Consider the following 18,404-nt stretch of genomic DNA (forward strand, 5'->3'; position numbering starts at 1 on the left):
ACGCCATCTCTCGGAGGCCACAGTGCCTCCCTGCACTCTCGATATCTCAATATCTCGAAGAAGGATACCGCCATGAGCATTCGCCTGGGCATCAACCCGCTGACCTGGACCAACGACGACCTGCCAAGCCTCGGCGCGGATACCCCGCTGGAGGTCTGTCTTGCCGAGGGGCGTCAGGCCGGTTTCGCAGGCTTCGAGCTGGGCAACAAGTTCCCGCGCGAGGCGCAGGCCCTGTCTCGCGCACTCGGCGCGCACGATCTGGCACTCGTTTCCGGCTGGTATTCCAGCCGCCTGCTGGAACGCAGCATTGACGAGGAAATTGCCGCGCTGGATGACCACCTTCAGCTACTGAAAGCCTGCGGCGCGACAGTCATGGTGTACTGCGAGGTCAGTCGTTGCGTGCACGGTGACCAGGACATGCCTGTCTCTCGGCGCCCGGTCATGAACGATGCCGATTGGCAACGACTGACCGCCGGGCTGGATGCCGTGGCACGCCACATGGCAGACCAGGGCGTGGAGATGGCCTATCACCACCATATGGGTACCGTCATCGAGAGCCAGGCCGACATTGAACGGTTGATGGCCTCCACCACACAGGTACGACTGCTGCTGGACGCCGGCCACCTGACCTATGCCGGTGGAGACCCCGTCACCATCGCCGAGCGCCACGCGGACCGCATCAGCCATGTGCACTGCAAGGACATTCGTCTCGCCGTCATGGATAACGCCATCAACCGTGACAAGTCCTTTCTGGATGCCGTACTCGATGGCGTGTTCACCGTGCCGGGGGATGGCGGAATCGACTTCGCCGCGCTGTTCACCGAGCTGAAGCGTCAGGGATATGGTCAGCACGATGATCGCTGGCTGGTTGTAGAGGCAGAGCAAGACCCTGCCGTCGCCGACCCGCTGACCTACGCGACGCTCGGTCACGACAATCTGGCTCATCTCGCACGCGAGGCAGGGCTGATTAACGCCTAATTCACCTGCTGCTGCAAAGTTTTCCGAAAGATTTGAGCCGGGATGATGTGGCAACCGCGCTCAACAAATAGCACGGTTCTTATTCCTCTGCGCACGGAGGGAGCCGGCTCTAGGCCACCAGGCTGCATAGACAGCCCGCACGACTCAAATTACTTCGCTTGAGTCAGCGTCAATACCACTCTCCATGAGGACACGTTCATGCAACAGTTACATCACTTCATCAATGGTCAATCACAACCCGGCGACAGCGGTCGTAATGCCCCAGTCTACAACCCGGCCACTGGCGAGCAATCCGCAAGTGTGTCACTGGCCAGTGCCGATGAAACCCGCTCCGCCATTGCTGCCGCAAGCGCCGCGTTCCCCGGCTGGTCCAACACCTCAGCCCTCAAGCGCTCACGCATCCTGTTCCGTTTCAAGGCGCTGCTGGAAAAGCACAGCGACGAACTCGCCACGCTGATCTCCCGCGAGCACGGCAAGGTGCATTCGGATGCGCTTGGCGAGGTGACTCGCGGCATGGAAGTCGTCGAATTCGCCTGCGGCATGCCTCACCTGCAGAAAGGCGAGCACTCGCTGAACGTGGGCACCGGGGTGGACAGCCACTCTCTGATGCAACCGCTGGGGGTGTGCGCGGGCATAGCTCCCTTCAATTTCCCGGCCATGGTGCCGATGTGGATGTTCCCCATCGCCCTGGCCACCGGGAATACCTTCATCATGAAGCCGTCCGAGAAAGATCCCTCTGCCCCGCTGCGCATGGCGGAACTGCTGACGGAGGCCGGCCTGCCGCCGGGCGTGTTCAACGTCGTCAATGGTGACAAGGAAGCCGTCGATGTCCTGCTGACCGATGAGCGCGTCGAGGCCGTGTCCTTTGTCGGCTCCACCCCGATCGCTGAATACATCTATTCCACAGCTTCAGCACATGGCAAGCGAGTCCAGGCCCTGGGGGGGGCGAAGAATCACATGGTCGTGATGCCGGATGCCGATCTGGATCAGGCAGCGGATGCCCTGATGGGCGCGGCGTACGGCAGTGCCGGTGAGCGCTGCATGGCCATCTCGGTGGCAGTCCCGATCGGCGAGCAGACCGCAGAGCGACTGAGCGACAAGATCCTCGAGCGGATGGCCACTCTGCGGGTGGGGCCGGGTGAGGTCGAAGGCCAGGAGAATGACATGGGGCCACTGATCTCCCGCGTACATGCCGACAAGGTCATCGAGTTCATCGACAGCGGTGTCGCGCAAGGTGCGGAGCTGGTCGTGGATGGCCGTGACATCACGGTGCCCGGACACGAGAACGGCTATTTCGTGGGCGCGACCCTGTTTGATCATGTCCGCCCAGACATGCGCATCTATGCCGAGGAAATCTTCGGACCGGTCCTGTGTCTGGTTCGTCAGGAGTCACTCGATGAGGCGATCGCGCTCATCAATGCCCACGAGTATGGCAATGGCACGGCCATCTTCACTCGCGACGGTGATGCTGCCCGCCAATACACCACTCGCATTCAGGTCGGCATGGTCGGCGTGAACGTGCCGATCCCTGTACCGATGGCATTCCACAGCTTTGGCGGCTGGAAGCGCTCTCTCTTTGGCCCGCTTCACATGCATGGCCCGGATGGCGTGCGCTTCTATACCCGCATGAAAGCCGTCACCACCCGCTGGCCTGACGGTCTGCGCAGTGAAGCCAGCCACTTCACCATGCCGACACTCTGATCCACCACTCTCAGGGTCGGGCATGACAGCGTCATGCCCGACCGCTTTTCATCGCGCCTTGCCAGACCGGCAAGGCACATGACCGCCATGGAGGCACGTCATGACGCACAACATGAAAGTGGGTGTCTGTACCTGGACCTTCGGCCCGCTGCCGATCGAGGATATCTTCGCGCGGACCGCACGCCTGGGATTTGACGGGGTGGAACTGCATGGCGATCTCGACGCCTTCACACCAGACATGATCCGCGCCCTTTGCCAGACGCATGGGCTGGAAGTGTTCTCACTCACGCCGGGAGATTGCGATCCCGCCTCCCCCGACGCGTCGGATCGCGAGGCTGCCGAGACCTACTATCGACAGCTGATCGACTTTGCCCAGGCGATCGGCGGCGCGCGAGTCTCACTGCACGGACTCGTGGGGCGAATCCGTCCCGCGGATGGCAGTGATCAAGACAGCGAATATCGCCACCTCGTCGAAGTGCTCACCCCACTGTGTGACCATGCCGCAAGTCGCGAGGTGCCGCTCGTCTTCGAAGTTCTCAATCGCTACGAATCCCACCTCATCAACACTGCAGCCCAGTGTCGCAGGCTCATCCAGGACATCGGTTCTCCCCAGCTCAAGGTATTGCTGGATGCCTACCACATGAATATCGAAGAGCCTGACCCCGTGCGAGCGCTGGCCGAGACTGGCGATCACCTGGGGCTTTATCACGTCGCCGACTCCAATCGCGGGGGTATCGGTCAGGGGCATAGTCAGCTGGCGGATCAATTCACCCAGCTGCGGGCCATGCACTATGACGGCCCGATCATCGTCGAGGCACCGGCCATGGGTCCTGACCCCTTCACGCCAGTCAAGACGGGCGATTATCTGACAACACTGGAAGATCAGTTGTCACGCAGTGTCTCGGCGCTTCGCCAGCATTTCGCGCTCGACGTACCTGCCTGAGCCTTCAGGCGCCTTACCTCCCATGGAGTGATACCTCATCACCTGCATGGGCATAACAACATCGCGGGCAGCGAGTCACGCCAACCCACTCCTCTGCCTGTTGCCATCTGCGCGGGACGCCTTCACGTCCCAACGCTGGAGATTTCACATGACTGCCAAGCTCTCGCCCGACAGGGCCGGACATTCCCTGTCACGTCAGCAACTCGGCTATCTGATACGTATCACGCTGATCGCCACTCTAGGCGGGTTGCTCTTCGGTTATGACACCGGCGTCATCTCCGGAGCCATCGGCCCTATCGCTGAATATTTCCAACTGACACCCGCTGAAAAAGGCTGGGCGGTGTCCTCCGTCGTCATCGGCTGTATCGCAGGGGCCATCAGCGCCGGCTGGATCTCCATCCGATTCGGCCGACGCAAGGCCTTCCTGATTGCCGCCATCTTGTTCCTGCTCTCCGCCATCGGCTCGGCCACGGCGACTGATTTCCACTATTACACCCTATGGCGCATCATCGGCGGGATGGCGGTGGGGCTGGCCAGTGTGGTCGCGCCGATGTACATCTCTGAAATGTCCCCCGGGCATCTGCGAGGTCGTACCGTCAGCCTGTTCCAGCAGTCGATCGTCTTCGGACAGATGGTGGTGTTCTTCGTGAACTACTTCATCGCCAAGGGCATGGCCGAACACTGGATGATCGACCATGGCTGGCGCTGGATGCTCGGGTCCGAAGCCCTGCCCGCCTTGCTGTTCGGCGCATTGCTGTTCTTCATTCCGGAATCGCCCCGCTGGCTGGTGCTGAGAGGTCGTCCCGAGCAAGCCCGCAGCATACTGAGCCGCTTCACTCCTGCCGAAGACCTTGACCAGACACTCAACAGCATCATCACCTCCTATCGTGACTCCTCGCGGGACAATCTCATCAGTCTGCGTGAGCGCGGCCTGCTGGGGCTGGTGATACTGGGTGTCTTCATCGCCAGTGCCCAGCAACTGACCGGCATCAATGTCGTCATGTATTACGCGCCGGACGTATTGTCCTCGGTGACCGCCAGCAGCGAGGATGCCCTGCTGCAGACCTCGATCATGGGTGTCACCTTCGTGGGCGGCAACCTGCTGGGGATGTTGTTGATCGACAAGGTCGGGCGTCGCCCACTGCTGATTGCCGGCAGTATCGGCAGCATGATCGGCATGTGTGCATTGGGCATCATCATCGGGCGAGATGCGGTGGGCTATGGCGCGCTGTTCGCGCTGATCATCTACGTGGTGTCCTTCGCCATTTCCTGGGGCTGTGTCTGCTGGACACTGTTGTCGGAAATCTTCCCCAACGCGATTCGTGGACGCGCCATGGCGCTGGCCGTGGCTGGCCAATGGTTCGCGGGTTTCATGGTCACGCAGACCTTCCCGATGCTGCGCGAGAGTGACTGGCTCAACCACCTGTTTGGCAGCGGTTTCAGCTTCTGGCTCTATGCCGTGCTGACGCTGATGAGCCTGCTGGTGGTATTGCGCTATGTGCCGGAAACCAAGGGCAAGACCCTGGAAGAGCTTGAGAACATCACAGGCACTCGCCTCAGCAAACGTCGGCGGGCGCTCGCCAGCACAAGCTTGAGCAGCTGACGGCCATTGGTGACGCCCAGCGTCGTCTGGGCATCATGACCCATGTGCCCAATGACACATGAGTTGCATGCCACATGAGCTCCTTGCCGACCACCTGATCACGTGGCCTTGGCAAGGAGCTTTCCTGTAGGGGGCCCGGGTGGGGAAAATTCAGCAGCACAGCACAGGGCACCCTCCTGGCATTGCACATGCGCTCAATACGCCATCTGCCCCACGAATCCGGCCTCATCTCGAATCCCTACTCGATTACCATCCGGGTCATGCAGATGGATCGTCCTCCCCCAGGGCGTCTCTTCGATCTCGGCCTCGATCCCCCATGCCCTGACCTCCGCCAAGGCCTGTTCGATGTCGCTGACATTGAAGCGCAGCTTGGCGCTACCTTGCTCGGGACTCTTGCCTCCCTCAATCGCCCTTCCGCCCTGCTCGATCATCAAATATCCGTCTCCATAGGCCAGGCAGGTCAGCCTGAAACCGCCATCTTCCTTGCTGAAAAGAGGCGGCAGTTCAAAAAGGCCCTGGTAGAACGCGACACACTCATCGAACCGCTCTGTATTCAATATCAGGCCATACCGTGCGACGTTATGCTTCATCCCTGTGTCCTCTGGAGTGTCCTCTGGAAGCAGCTCGGGGTCTCTTGAGCATGCCACCGATGACAAGGCAGGGCGATGTCGCTTTCACAAGAATACGCTCCCGCCGGCGCATGAAGATTGCCAGCGGGAGCGTCGCGCAACAGAGTGATGGCAAGCCTTGAGCGCTGCTGTTTTACTCCGTTGTCAGCGGCAAGCCTTGACGCGCCAACCGGCGACGACGCTTGCTGAGACGAGTCCCGGTGATGCCTTCCAGCTCTTCCAGGGTCTTGCCCTTGGTTTCCGGCACGTACCGCAGCACGATCAGCAGACTGAGGAAGGTCAGCACCGCATAGAGCCAGAAGCTGAAACCGCCACCGACCAACTCATTGAGGAAGTCGCTCTGGCGCATCATCGGGAAGGTCTGGGTGACGATGAAGCCGAGCAGCCACTGTGCGGCGACGGCCAGTGACATGGCGCGTGCGCGGATGGCATTGGGGAATATCTCGGAGACCAGTGTCCAGCAGACACAGCCCCAGGAGATGGCAAACGAGACGACATAGACGATCAGGGCGATCAAGGCGCTGATGCCCGGTTCGCCATTGCCGATCACGACACCCAGGAAGGTCATGCCGACGATGCTGCCAAGGCTGCCGGCGATCAGCAGCGGACGGCGCCCGACCTTGTCGATCAGCAGCATGCCCAGCAGGTTACCGGCGACGAAGGTGACGCCCATGATGGAAGTCTGCAGCAAGGCGTCTTCATTGCTGGATGTCACCGTCGACAGGACATCAGGCGCGTAATACATCACCACATTGATGCCAGTCAGCTGTTGGGCGGCGGCGATGAAGACCCCGATGGCCACCAGCCCCAACATTCCCTTGGTGCGCAGAGACGCGTGGCGTTTGCTCTCGTTGTGCTGGAAGGATTTCTGGATCTCGCCCAGGGTGCGCTCGATGGCATCGGCGTGATAGAAGCGCGCCAGTACCCGCCGCGCATCATCCAGACGTCCTTTCAACACCAGCCAGCGCGGGGATTCCGGTACGAAGGGAATCAGTACCGCGAACAGGATCGAGATGATGGCTTCCGATCCCAGCATCCAGCGCCAGCCATGATTCAGGATCCAGGTCTCGGCCATGCCCTTGGCGATGAAGTAGTTCACGAAGAACACCACCATCTGGCCAAACACCACGGATTGCTGGAACAGGCTGACGGTGCGCCCACGCATGTAGCCCGGTGACATCTCGGAGATGTACATCGGTGCCATGACGCTGGCCATCCCGACCGCCAGTCCCCCCAGAATCCGCCACCAGATATAGGCATCGAAGGAGCCCGCCAGGCCAGAGCCCAACGCGGAAGCCGTGAACATCACGGCTGACAGCATGAACACGGCCTTGCGGCCATAGGCGATGGACAGGCGACCGGCGATGAGGGCGCCACCGATGCAGCCGATGACCACCGAGGAGACCGCCCAGCCCTTCTCTGCGGCGGACAGGTCGAAATATTCTGCGATCGGCCCGATGGCCCCGGAGATGACCCCCGTGTCATAACCGAACAACAGGCCGCCCAGGGCAGCCACCAGAATGATCTTGATCAGAAAGACGAGCTGGGTTGGCGTGAGACGCTCTTGTGCAAGTGATGTGGGTGAGTTGGCTGAAGAGGCAGCGGTTTCGCGGCCAGGGTGTGAAGTGGGCATGACGACCTCTCGTGATCGATTGTTATAGTATTACGAGAACTGCTGAGGCAGATGTGGCTCGTGCATTCATGGCCCGTGACGGACCACGCTGGCGAGACAAGTCATTGCGGTACCTTCCATGCCCTGCCGTCTTCTGGCGTGATGACGGCAGGGCTTATTGCGGATCAGGCTTCGGCCAGCCCTTTCTCCAGTATGCTGCGTTCGATGAATTCGCGGCTTTCGCGGGCGTTTTCCAGCGCGCTGTTGTCCTTGGTCGGGTCCACGTCCTGCTCGACGGTGATCCAGCCTTGATAGCCGATGGAATCCAGGCTCTCGCGGACCGCGTCAAAGTCCACACAGCCCTGTCCCAGCGGGCAGAACACGCCCTGGCCGATGGCGGTATAGAAGTCGATGCCATCCTTAACCACGCTTTCGAGTACTGGCGCCTGAATATCCTTGAAGTGGATATAGGCCACACGCTCACCGTAGGTTCGGATCAGTTCTGCCGGATCGATCCCGGCGTAGGTGCAGTGCCCGGTATCGATGCACAGCTTGACCAGATCAGCATCCAGCTCAGCCATCGCACGGTCCACTTCATCGCGATACTCAATGTAGGTGCCGGCATGCGGATGCAGCACCGGTGTGACCGCATATTCCTGACAGATTTCCGCCACCTGACGGATAGTGACCATCATCTCGCTCCACTGCGCATCATCGAGACGGGTCGCGGTTTCCTGCTGGCCGGCTTCATCGGTACGTGGCGAGCTGACATGGTCGATGATGACCATGTAGTTGCCCTGCTGAGGCTTGAGCACTTCACAGGTCGCGCGGGTGTAATCCAGGATTTCCTGACGGCGTGACGCATCGTGCAGATGCTTGAAGATGGTACCGGCGATCAGCTCGAGCCCTCGACTATCCAACGCGGACGCCAGTGTGGCCTGCTCGGTCGGCAGGTAATTGAGCGGGCCAAGCTCCGTCGCCTTGAAACCGGCGCCGGCGATTTCGTCAAGCACGGTCTGCCAACTGGGATTGGCGGGGTTGTCGGCAAACTCGATACCCCAGGAACACGGTGCATTGGAAAGCTTGATGTGCATGATGATGTCCTTCTTCTTGGCGTTATCGTTGTCGTTGTCTTTTGGTATGACCATCGTCAGTGACGAGGGAAAGAGGCCTCACATCGGGTACCGACCGAGTGGCAACGGTGGAGCTGACATGAGGCGCTCCTGATGTCGCAGTCAGATCAGAACGCGACCCAGCGATTCTCGTTGTCAGAGGATTCCACACAGCACTCCAGCAACCGTACGCCTTCGATGCCTGCATCGATATTCGGGAACCATAGAGACTCCAGCTCCTGCTCCGACAGGCCAAGGTGTTGAGTGCCTGCGCCGTTACGGCGTGCTTCAGCGCCCTGCATGGCGAGGGCATAACGGTGATAGACATTGGCCCAGGATTCGAAGAAGCCTTCCGCGTGGCCGCCGCCGATGCGATTGCTGTTCACGGCGTTGTCGCCCTCGGCCAGATAGCCCATGCCACGTTCCAGAATCCGTACCGGTTCACCCTGGACCTCGTAGCGCAGCTGGTTGGGATATTCATCCCACCATTCGATACTGGCCTTCTCTCCCACTACACGAATCTTCTGCTGATGCATGGATCCCGCATTCACCGCACTGGCCCACAGTGACCCCACCGCGCCGTTCTGGTACTGGAGCAACACCTGGGCGTTGTCTTCCAGCGGCGCCCGCGAGGCCACGAAGCTTTGGCGGTGGCACATCAGGCGTTCGACCTTGAGTCCGGTGATGAACTGGCCGGCATAGAAGATGTGCGTCCCGAGATCCCCCAGCACATAAGTCGGCCCGGAAACGGCAGGACTGGTGCGCCACTTGGCGCCGCTGCTGACCTGTTCGACCGGCTGGCTATGGAAGCCATGGGCAAATTGCATGTTGACCATGCGCACCTGCCCCAGCTCACCGGACTGCACCATGGCACGTGCCTGATGCAACATCTGATAGCCGCTGTAGCCATACATGACACCGAAGACCAGACCGCGCGCCTGTGCTTCAGCCTTGAGCTCCTCAGCCTCGGCAACCGTGAAGGTCACCGGCTTTTCACAGATCACATGCAGGCCAGCCTTGAGCGCCGCCAGGCTGATGGCATGGTGAGTACTGTTGGGTGTGGCGATGCTGACGGCCTGAATGCCATCGTCGCGGGCAGCTTCGGCCTCGAAGAGGCTGGCGTAATCCGGGTAGCAACGCTCTGGATCGAGCCCCAGGTTGGTGCCGAATTCACGACCGCGTTCCGCGTCGAGATCGAAGGCACCGGCGACCAGCTGGAACAAGTTGTCACGATGGGCAGCAGCACGATGGGCGTGGCCGATTTCACTGCCACGGCCACCACCGACCATGGCCCAGCGCAGCGGCGCAAGATTGTGTTCTTCATTGAACATCAGAGATTCTCCTGGCAAATGCATGGGTGCTGATAATTGGCGCTGTCATTGCAGAGGTGTTCATGAGGCCCGTTGCTGCGTGCGCCAGGCCTCACGAATCACGCAGAATCAAAGCCCCGTAGAAACAAAGTCCCACAGAATCAAAGCCCGCGGCGCTGATGGATACGGCCGGCATTCATGGCGGCCACCTGCGCTTCATCCACGTCCTCGCGGACGACTTCCGGTAGCCCCACATCCCACCAGCAGTCACAGGAAGACCACTTGGTGGAATCGATATCCACCACGATGACGTAGGTGCGTGGGCTCTCCTTGGCGCGCTGGTAAGCGGCCCGGAAATCACTGATGTCACTCAGGTGCTCACCGAAGGCACCTTGCGACTGGGCATGCTGGAGGAAGTCGACGCGTACCAGCTCGTCGGCCTGGCTACGACAATCGGCCAGCATGTTGTTGAAGGAGGGGTTGCCGCTGTTGTTCTGCAGCTTGTTGATGACCGCAAACCCGGCGTTGTCACAGACGACAACGATCATCTTGTGGCCTGTCAGTACCGAGCTGTAGATATCGGAATTCATCATCATGTAGGAGCCGTCGCCGACCAGGACCACGACCTCGTTGTCGGGGTTGGCGATCTTGGCACCCCAGCCACCGGCCACTTCGTAGCCCATGCAGGAGAAGCCGAACTCGATGTCGAACTTGCCGAGCTGCTTGCTCTGCCAGTTCATGTTCAGTTCTGCCGGCAGGCCACCGGCGGCCGTCAGCACGGTATCACCGGGCTCCTGCACCGCATTGACGCTGGCAATGACCTGGGCGTAGGACGCCATCTGCCCCGCGACGATCTCCCCGCGGTTGGCGCACAGGGATTTCCACTCGGTGACTTCAGCCTGGCCCTTTTCCAGCCAGCGCTGATCGGCCTGCCATTCACCCAACCCTGAATCAAGACGCACCAGCGTGTGACGAGCATCGCCGATGACCGCCATGGCGCGATGCTTGATGGCATCCATATGCGCCACGTTGACGGATACGATCTTCACCGCCGGATTGCGAAATACCGACCAGGACCCGGTGGTGAAGTCCTGCAGACGTGTGCCGATGGCCACCAGCACATCACATTCCGCTGCCATGGCATTGGCGGAATTCGAGCCAGTCACGCCGATGGGGCCCATATTGCAGGGGTGAGATTGCAGCAGGGAAGAACGCCCTGCGATGGTCTCGACCACCGGGATATTGCGACGCTGAGCAAACTCCGCCAGCAACTGATTGGCTTCGGAATAATGCACACCACCGCCAGCGATGATCAGTGGCTTCTCGGCCTTTTCCAGCAGAGAAATAGCCGCTTCAATCGAGCGTGTGTCAGCTTCCGGGCGACGAATATGGTGAATGCATTCTTCGAAGAGCGCCTCTGGATAGTCATAAGCCACGCCCTGGATATCCTGAGGCAATGAAATCATGACCGGGCCGCAATTGGCGGGATCCGTCAGGGTCGCGATCGCAGTCGGCAAGGACTGCATGAGCTGTGCGGGGTGAGTGATGCGATCCCAAAAACGAGTGACGGGCTTGAAGGCATCATTGACGCTCAGGCTGGGCTGATGGGCATGCTCGACCTGTTGCAGCACCGGGTCTGGCAGGCGCGAGACATGCGCATCGCCGGCAAACATCAGCAACGGCAGTCGGTTGGTATGCGCGATACCTGCCGCCGTGATCATGTTGGTGGCACCCGGCCCGATGGAGGTGCTCGCGATCCCGATCCGCTGACGCTTGTTGGCCTTGGCGTAGGCAACGGCAGCAACCGCCATGGATTGCTCATTCTGGCCGCGCCAGATCGGGATGGTGTCCTGGATGTTGTGAAGCTGTTGCCCCAGGCAGGTCACATTGCCGTGACCGAAGATGGCGAACCCGCAACCGAACAAGGTCTCGACTTTACCGTCGATGTCGATCTTCTGCGCCGCCAGATATCTGGCGATGGCTTCGGAGACGGTCAATTTTATCGTTTTCATTCCTCTCTCCCGACGAGCATATGGCGTTGTTTTATTGTGTGCATTCAGGTCGAAAAATCGGCACCTGAAGCTCAGTGATCATGACGCAGGAAAATGATGGTCAGCGCTGAATTCTTCACCGTTCGAAAAGACACTAGCAGTGCCTGAAAACGTTTTCATCCAAATTTCAAAAAAAAGGCCTCGCCTTGGATCAAAGTTCAATAAGGCCAATCATGCATGATTGAAGTGGCCTATCCGACAGGCAGAAAAGACACGTTTCACCTATCGAGAGGCGTATCAGCAACGTCGCCTTGCCCCGGCCCTCTTCCCCACGACACAGCCCATACAGACCCGTCCCTCTAGACCCGTCCATCTAGACCAGCCCACCATCCACGATATAGGTCTGCGCGGTGATCATCCGGCTATCATCCGCGGCCAGGAACAGCACCATCCGTGCGACGTCCTCCGGCTGCACACGTTGATGCAGACTCTGATTTTCCAGCACCTGGCGCTCAAGCTCCGGGTCCCACCACAAGGCTTTCTGGCGCTCGGTGATGACCCATCCCGGCAAGACCGTATTGACGCGAATTCCGGCGTCTCCCATGTCACGCGACAGCGTCCGCGTCAGGCCGATGGTAGCGGCCTTGGCGCTCGAGTAGCCTGTGATATCACGCGAACGCCGCAAGAAACTGGGAGAGCTGAAGTTGATGATCGACCCGCCGCCCGCTGCCTGCATGCCAGCAAACACCGCCTGGCTTGCGAAGACCACATGTCGCAGATTGGTGGCCTGCAGGTTGTCCCATGTCTCGACATCCAACTCCGACAAAGGCACACGCGTATCCCGAGCCGCATTGTTGATCAGTACTTCAATCGTCCCGAACTCATCAGCGGCAGTACAGATCACAGCACGAAGCTGTGTAATATCGGTCACGTCACAATGCTGATAGCGTACCTTCCCACCTGTGCCTGAGAGCTGCTCCGCCAGCGCTTCGCCTGCCGCATCATCGATATCGACGAAGCTCACACAGGCCTGTTGCTTGCAGAAATGCTCGACCAGCGTGGCGCCAATGCCACTCGCGCCCCCACTGATGAAGACATGTCGCCCCTCAAGACTCGGATAACGTGCAAATTGACTCATGTTGCCTCTCCTCTCCTATCGCGGGTTCGTGACTTGCAGGTAACGCACGCCTCGATCAATACCCTTCGCGGTGATCCGTCTCGCGCTCCATGGCACTCAACAACTCGCGGGCCCCTGCCATCAGCAGACGAGTATCTGACCCGACGGTGACGAGGTCACAGCCACGTGCCAGCATTCGCTTCGCATGCGCAGCCCCCCCATTGTGGATACCGACGATCTTGTCATGCAGACGAGCCCGCTCGATGAGCTGACCGATCAAGTCATCCATCGGGCCATCCCCGTGATCGAACCCCGGAGCATGGCCATGAGAGAGCGCCAGATCCGCGGGACCGATATAGAGGCCATCCAGCCCCTCGACAGCGAGAATTTCTTCGAGGTTCGCCACGCCTTCGCGGGTCTCGATCATGCCCAGCACCAGCATCTCGTCGTTGGCATGCTTCGCATAATCCGCACCGCCATACAGCATGGCGCGATGAGGGCCGAAGCTGCGCATCCCCAGCGGGGGATAACGACAGGCAGCCACCAGTGCCCGGGCGTCTTCCGCGTTGTTGATCAAGGGAGCAATCACTCCATAGGCACCGGCATCCAGCACCTTCATGATCAAACCGGATTCCAGGCTCGGCACTCGCACCAGCGGAACGGTGTCAGTGGTGGAGATAGCCGTCAGCATCGGCAACAGATCGCTGTAATCGATCACCCCGTGCTGCAGGTCGATGGTCAGGCTGTCCCAGCCCTGATGGGCCATGATCTCTGCCGAAAAGGCACACGGCATGGAGAGCCAGCCATTCACGACGCCCTCCTTTCGGGCAATGCGTTGCTTGAGGCGATTGAGGCGCATGGGGTCTCCCTCTGGAGTTCATCAATGGTGGAAGTCACAAGGGACAGGTCACTCGTGAGGCTCACGAATCGTGACCCGGGAGGGTGAGCGTTCCCCACTCGGCATGTCGGGGGATGCTGGAGAGCGAGAGGCAAAGGCGGCGACTGGGACGCCCGGCACCTCAACCTCCAGGGCGAACACGCTGCCGGACAAGGGGGCCGCGGCCAGCGCCTCAGGGCTCATGCCCTTGCGCAAGGTGGTCACGTAAAGCGTTGTCATGTCGGCCCCGCCGAAGCACGGCATGGTCGGGCCGGGACATGGCAGGTGGACCTGGCGCGCCAGACGTCCCTCGGCATCCCAATAATTGAGCACTCCGCCAAAGACGCCTGCACTCCAGTAACCTCCCGCCATATCCATCGCTCCGCCATCGGGGCGGCCGTGCAGTGCAGGCTGGGTCTCGGCGAATACCCGCGGTGTGCCCATGACACCACTTCCCGGGCAGTAGTCCGCAACATGGATGGTGTCGCGTCGCGTATCCGCAAAAAGCATGCGCCGTCCATCAGCGCTCCAGGCCAGGCCATTGGCGACGATGAGACCTGACTGCAGCCGTTGGGTCTGTCCAGTGGGAGCGACATCATAAAAATGCCCCAGCGGCCGTGAACGACTCGCCTCATCCATGGTGCCGATCACGAAGTGTCCATTCGGCGCGACCTTGCCATCATTGAAGCGCGTGCCAGCCAACGGCTCTCCGGGTGGGCAGGCCAGGAACTCCAGTGCACCAGACGCGAAATCGAGCAGATGGATTCCCGAGCGCATGGCAACGATCAGACGCCCATCGGCACAGCGCCCGAAGGCACCCAAGGTCTCTGGCAGCACGCGACGCTCTCGCTTGCCATCGCTCAGGCAGTAGCGCTCGATCGCCGGGGCATAAAGGTCTGCCCAGAACAGGCTGTTGCCACTGGCATCCCAGACCGGGGATTCGCCCAGTTCCGCCCGGGCCTCTATCAGCAGTTCGATTTCCGCCATTTCCTGGACTCCCGTCGACGATGGCCATGGCACCTGCGTGCGCGCACGCCTCCCATACCTCTGCTCCGATACCCTCGACCTCATCTCCCTGCTTCACGCAGCGACGCTCAATAGATATCGGGTTCAGGGGTACTGCCAGGCGCGCCATTGGCAAAGTCGAAGTCACAGCCTTCATCCGCCTGGGTGACATGTGCCTTGTAGAGAGAGGCATAGCCGTGAGGGTGCCGATCCCTGGGCGGCTGCCAATCCGCCAGTCGGCGCTGGATCTCCTCTTCGTCGACCATCAGGTCCAGCCGACGATTGGGGACATCGACCGCGATGATGTCACCGGTCTGAACGATGGCCAGCGGCCCGCCGACGGCGGCTTCCGGCGCCACATGCAGAATGCAGCTGCCATAGCTGGTGCCGCTCATGCGCGAGTCGGAGATCCGCAGCATGTCACGCACGCCTTGTTTCAGCAGCTTGGCCGGAATCGGCATCATGCCCCATTCCGGCATGCCGGGGCCGCCCACCGGCCCGCCATTCTTGAGCACGATGATGCTGTCGGCCGTGACCGGGAGGTCCTCATCATCGATGCGTGCCTTGAGGTCGGCGATGTTCTCGAACACATAGGCAGGCCCTTGATGGACATGCAGGCGAGGGTCCGCCGCGGTCGGCTTGATGATGGCGCCCTTCGGCGCCAGGCTGCCGGTCAGCACGGCAGTCCCTCCCGAGGCATTGACCGGACTGTCCAGCGGGAGAATGACTTCCGGGCGCCAGACCTTGGCACCCTCGATGTTGTCGCCCAGGGTACGGCCGGTCACGGTCATGGCGGAGAGTTTCAGCTCACTGCCGATGTTCGTCATCAAGGCCGGAAGCCCCCCGGCATAGAAGAAGTCTTCCATCAGATATTCGCCGGAAGGCTTGAGGTTCAGCACCAGCGGCACACGACGCGATATCTCGTTGAAGCGCTCCATCGGCAGCGTGATTCCGAGACGCCGCGCCATGGCCACGATGTGGATGATGGCGTTGGTCGAGCCCCCGATCGCCATGTCGACGGCAATCGCGTTATCAAAGGATGCCTCGCTCATGACATCGGTCGGCTTGAGATCTTCCCAGACCATTTCCACCGCTCGCTTGCCGCTGGCGTAGCACATGCGGTTGTGATTGGCGTCCACCGCGGGAATGCTCGAGGCCCCCGGCAAGCTCATGCCCAGCGATTCCCCGATCGACATCAGCGTTGCCGCCGTGCCCATGGTCATGCAGGTGCCCGGAGAGCGGGCAATACCGTTCTCGATCTCGTTCCAGTCACTCTGACTGACGTTGCCGATACGCCGTTCATCCCAGTACTTCCAGACATCCGTACCGCTCCCCAATACCTGACCACGGTAATTGCCACGCAGCATGGCGCCGGCCGGCACATAGATGGTCGGCAGATTCATGGAGATCGCGCCCATGAGTACGCCCGGCGTAGTCTTGTCACACCCGCCCATGACCACGGCACCATCCACGGGGTAGCTGCGCAGCAGTTCCTCGACTTCCATGGCCAGCATGTTGCGATACATCATGGCGCTGGGCTTCATCAATTGCTCACCCAGTGACATGGCAGGCAATTCGACAGCAAAGCCCCCCGCCGCCGTGATGCCACGCTTGATATCCTTGACCCGCTCAGGGAAGTGGGAATGGCAGGTATTGAGGTCATTCCAGGTATTGATGATCGCGATCACCGGCTTGCCGACGAACTCCTCTCCCCAATAGCCCATCTGCTTGACGCGGGAGCGATGCCCGAAAGAGCGCAGATCATCCTGCTTGAACCAGCGATTACTGCGCAGATCGTCGACCCCTTTCCTGTTCATCCCGTACTCCTTGCAACGTGATTGACCGAACAATGGCGTAGCAGAACCCGCACCGGCTGCCGCGAGGGCGACCCGTCATTGCGTCATTCCTGAATGAAGTGGCGTTGGCTATCTCAATGGAACCATCGAATCAGCGCGCCAATTGACTGTCCCGCCGCGAGGGCAGAGACACCCAGTCACCATTGCGCCGACTTGAGTCGAGCGCGGTGGCAGCGAATTCGACACCGCGGACCCCGCTACGGATGTCGGGATACCAGAGGGCAAGGGGATCGACAGGGATGCCCTGCTGGCTGGCCGTGATGTCTTCATGAAGATCGCTGTACAGCGAGGAAAAGGCTTCGCGATACCCCTCGGGATGTCCAAAGGCCACTCGCGAGATACGCGTGGAGGCATCATGCAGGCCGGCCGCCCCCTTGGAGAGCAGTAAAGGGGCGCCATCGAGCCGTCGGAACAGGAGCTGATTGGGGGTTTCCTGGTGCCACTCAAGGCCGCCGAGACTGCCGAAGATCCGGAAGCTCAGGCCATGTTCTGCGCCGGCCGCCGCCTGGGTAATCCACATCAGCCCGCGGGCGCCATTGGCATAGCGCAACAGTACGTTGGCGTTATCGTGCGCTTCGCGTCCGGCCACGCTGGCGGTCACGTCGGCACTCAACTCACTTGTCTCAAGTCCGGAAACATACTCGAGCATATGGAAGGCGTGGGTCGCGATGTCATTGAGAATCATCGATTCTCCCGCGATGGCCGGATCCATGTGCCAGTCATGCCCCGCCTTCTCGGCATCCGTCAGGCTCGCCAGATGCCCCTGGACGTAGTCACATTGCAGCTGACGAATCTCGCCCAGTTCCCCGTTCTCGATCATGGCGCGTGCCTGACGCACCATCGGATAGCCGGTATAGCCATAGGCCATGCAGAAGCGCAGCCCTGCCCGCTCGGCGATCGCTTCAAGCTCTTTCGCCTGAGCCGGATCATTGACCAGCGGCTTTTCACAGACGACATGAAAGCCCAGCTCCAGAGCCAATCTGGCCAGGGCGAAGTGACTGTCGTTGGGCGTGAGAATGGCGATGACCTCAGCCCCATCTTCGCGAGCGGCTTCCTCGCGCAGCAGTGACTCACCATCGCCGTAACCACGTGCGATGTTGAGTTGCTCCGCCTGCTGGCGTGCGCGCTCAGGATTTGAGGACAGTGCCCCTGCCACGACGCGGTACCGCCCATCCATCTGTGCCGCTGCACGATGGACCTGACCGATGAAGGACTGGACACCGCCCCCTATCATCCCCAGACGCAATATCTGTGGAGTCTCGTCATGAGACTGGGTCTGGAGGCGTTCGGCGCAAGCGGTTGTGGTCGGCTGAGTCATGGTGCATCCCGGCTTCAGGCATGAATGGCATTGTTGTTTTCTCGCGCACCACAGTCGTGAACCTCTTGGCGTCGGTGCGCGGCATACCGAGCAGCCTAGCGCAGCCAAACCGGCTTTGAAAATGTTTTCAAAGCCATTTAGACCAAGGGACGAGACGGGAGAAAACCAGGTGATCCGATGGGGTTCAGCGCATGGCGCATGGCACCTGGAAGATGAGCACTTGGAAGATGAACGCCTGGAAGATGTAGCCGCTGTGCAAGCGCTGGAAGACAGGCGCGAAGTCCAGAGAGAATCCTCTGAAGCTTCATCCAGAGTGAGACGTATCCAGAGCAGGTTTCGTCGAGAGTGGGTC

The 18,404-nt window shown here is 60.5% G+C and carries 14 protein-coding genes; 4 read left to right on the top strand and 10 right to left on the bottom strand.

The genetic code is table 11. The annotated features are described in order from the left end of the window. Positions 1-72: 72 nt before the first annotated feature. The 4 genes from iolE (at position 73) to BFX80_RS11085 (ending at position 5,225) form a co-directional block, all read left to right on the top strand. Complete coding sequence (gene iolE, locus BFX80_RS11070) at positions 73-978, top strand: myo-inosose-2 dehydratase (protein WP_084208917.1); 906 nt, start codon at positions 73-75, stop codon at positions 976-978. 198 nt (positions 979-1,176) lie between these two features. Then, positions 1,177-2,679, top strand: coding sequence for a CoA-acylating methylmalonate-semialdehyde dehydrogenase (locus BFX80_RS11075; protein WP_084208918.1), 1,503 nt, complete (start codon positions 1,177-1,179; stop codon positions 2,677-2,679). Positions 2,680-2,779: 100 nt separating this feature from the next. After that, complete coding sequence (locus BFX80_RS11080; protein WP_205632701.1) at positions 2,780-3,622, top strand: sugar phosphate isomerase/epimerase family protein; 843 nt, start codon at positions 2,780-2,782, stop codon at positions 3,620-3,622. Between the two features lie 148 nt (positions 3,623-3,770). Then, a complete protein-coding gene (locus BFX80_RS11085) occupies positions 3,771-5,225 on the top strand; it encodes a sugar porter family MFS transporter (RefSeq protein WP_084208919.1) in 1,455 nt (484 codons plus the stop codon). Between the two features lie 194 nt (positions 5,226-5,419). Here the strand turns inward: BFX80_RS11085 and BFX80_RS11090 are convergent, their stop codons facing one another. The 10 genes from BFX80_RS11090 to BFX80_RS11135 form a co-directional block, all read right to left on the bottom strand. Beyond that, a complete protein-coding gene (locus tag BFX80_RS11090) occupies positions 5,420-5,815 on the bottom strand; it encodes a VOC family protein (protein WP_084208920.1) in 396 nt (131 codons plus the stop codon). Between the two features lie 172 nt (positions 5,816-5,987). Then, complete coding sequence (locus BFX80_RS11095) at positions 5,988-7,487, bottom strand: sugar porter family MFS transporter (protein WP_084208921.1); 1,500 nt, start codon at positions 7,485-7,487, stop codon at positions 5,988-5,990. 164 nt (positions 7,488-7,651) lie between these two features. Beyond that, positions 7,652-8,560, bottom strand: coding sequence for a TIM barrel protein (locus BFX80_RS11100; RefSeq protein ID WP_084208922.1), 909 nt, complete (start codon positions 8,558-8,560; stop codon positions 7,652-7,654). Positions 8,561-8,706: 146 nt separating this feature from the next. Further along, a complete protein-coding gene (locus tag BFX80_RS11105) occupies positions 8,707-9,909 on the bottom strand; it encodes a Gfo/Idh/MocA family protein (protein ID WP_084208923.1) in 1,203 nt (400 codons plus the stop codon). A 140-nt stretch (positions 9,910-10,049) separates the two neighbouring features. After that, on the bottom strand, positions 10,050-11,900 hold the full coding sequence (gene iolD, locus BFX80_RS11110; RefSeq protein WP_084208924.1) for a 3D-(3,5/4)-trihydroxycyclohexane-1,2-dione acylhydrolase (decyclizing): 1,851 nt from the start codon (positions 11,898-11,900) through the stop codon (positions 10,050-10,052). Between the two features lie 352 nt (positions 11,901-12,252). Then, complete coding sequence (locus BFX80_RS11115) at positions 12,253-13,017, bottom strand: SDR family NAD(P)-dependent oxidoreductase (RefSeq protein ID WP_084208925.1); 765 nt, start codon at positions 13,015-13,017, stop codon at positions 12,253-12,255. Between the two features lie 55 nt (positions 13,018-13,072). After that, complete coding sequence (locus BFX80_RS11120; protein ID WP_084208926.1) at positions 13,073-13,855, bottom strand: HpcH/HpaI aldolase family protein; 783 nt, start codon at positions 13,853-13,855, stop codon at positions 13,073-13,075. Between the two features lie 48 nt (positions 13,856-13,903). Continuing rightward, a complete protein-coding gene (locus tag BFX80_RS11125; RefSeq protein WP_164850344.1) occupies positions 13,904-14,860 on the bottom strand; it encodes an SMP-30/gluconolactonase/LRE family protein in 957 nt (318 codons plus the stop codon). A gap of 107 nt (positions 14,861-14,967) precedes the next feature. Beyond that, a complete protein-coding gene (gene araD, locus BFX80_RS11130) occupies positions 14,968-16,695 on the bottom strand; it encodes an L-arabinonate dehydratase (RefSeq protein WP_084208928.1) in 1,728 nt (575 codons plus the stop codon). Between the two features lie 130 nt (positions 16,696-16,825). Next, positions 16,826-18,052 carry a Gfo/Idh/MocA family protein gene (locus tag BFX80_RS11135; protein ID WP_084208929.1) on the bottom strand — a complete coding sequence of 409 codons (1,227 nt, stop codon included), beginning with the start codon at positions 18,050-18,052 and terminating at the stop codon, positions 16,826-16,828. Positions 18,053-18,404 lie beyond the last annotated feature (352 nt).

This window comes from Cobetia marina, assembly GCF_001720485.1.
Taxonomy (GTDB): domain Bacteria; phylum Pseudomonadota; class Gammaproteobacteria; order Pseudomonadales; family Halomonadaceae; genus Cobetia; species Cobetia marina.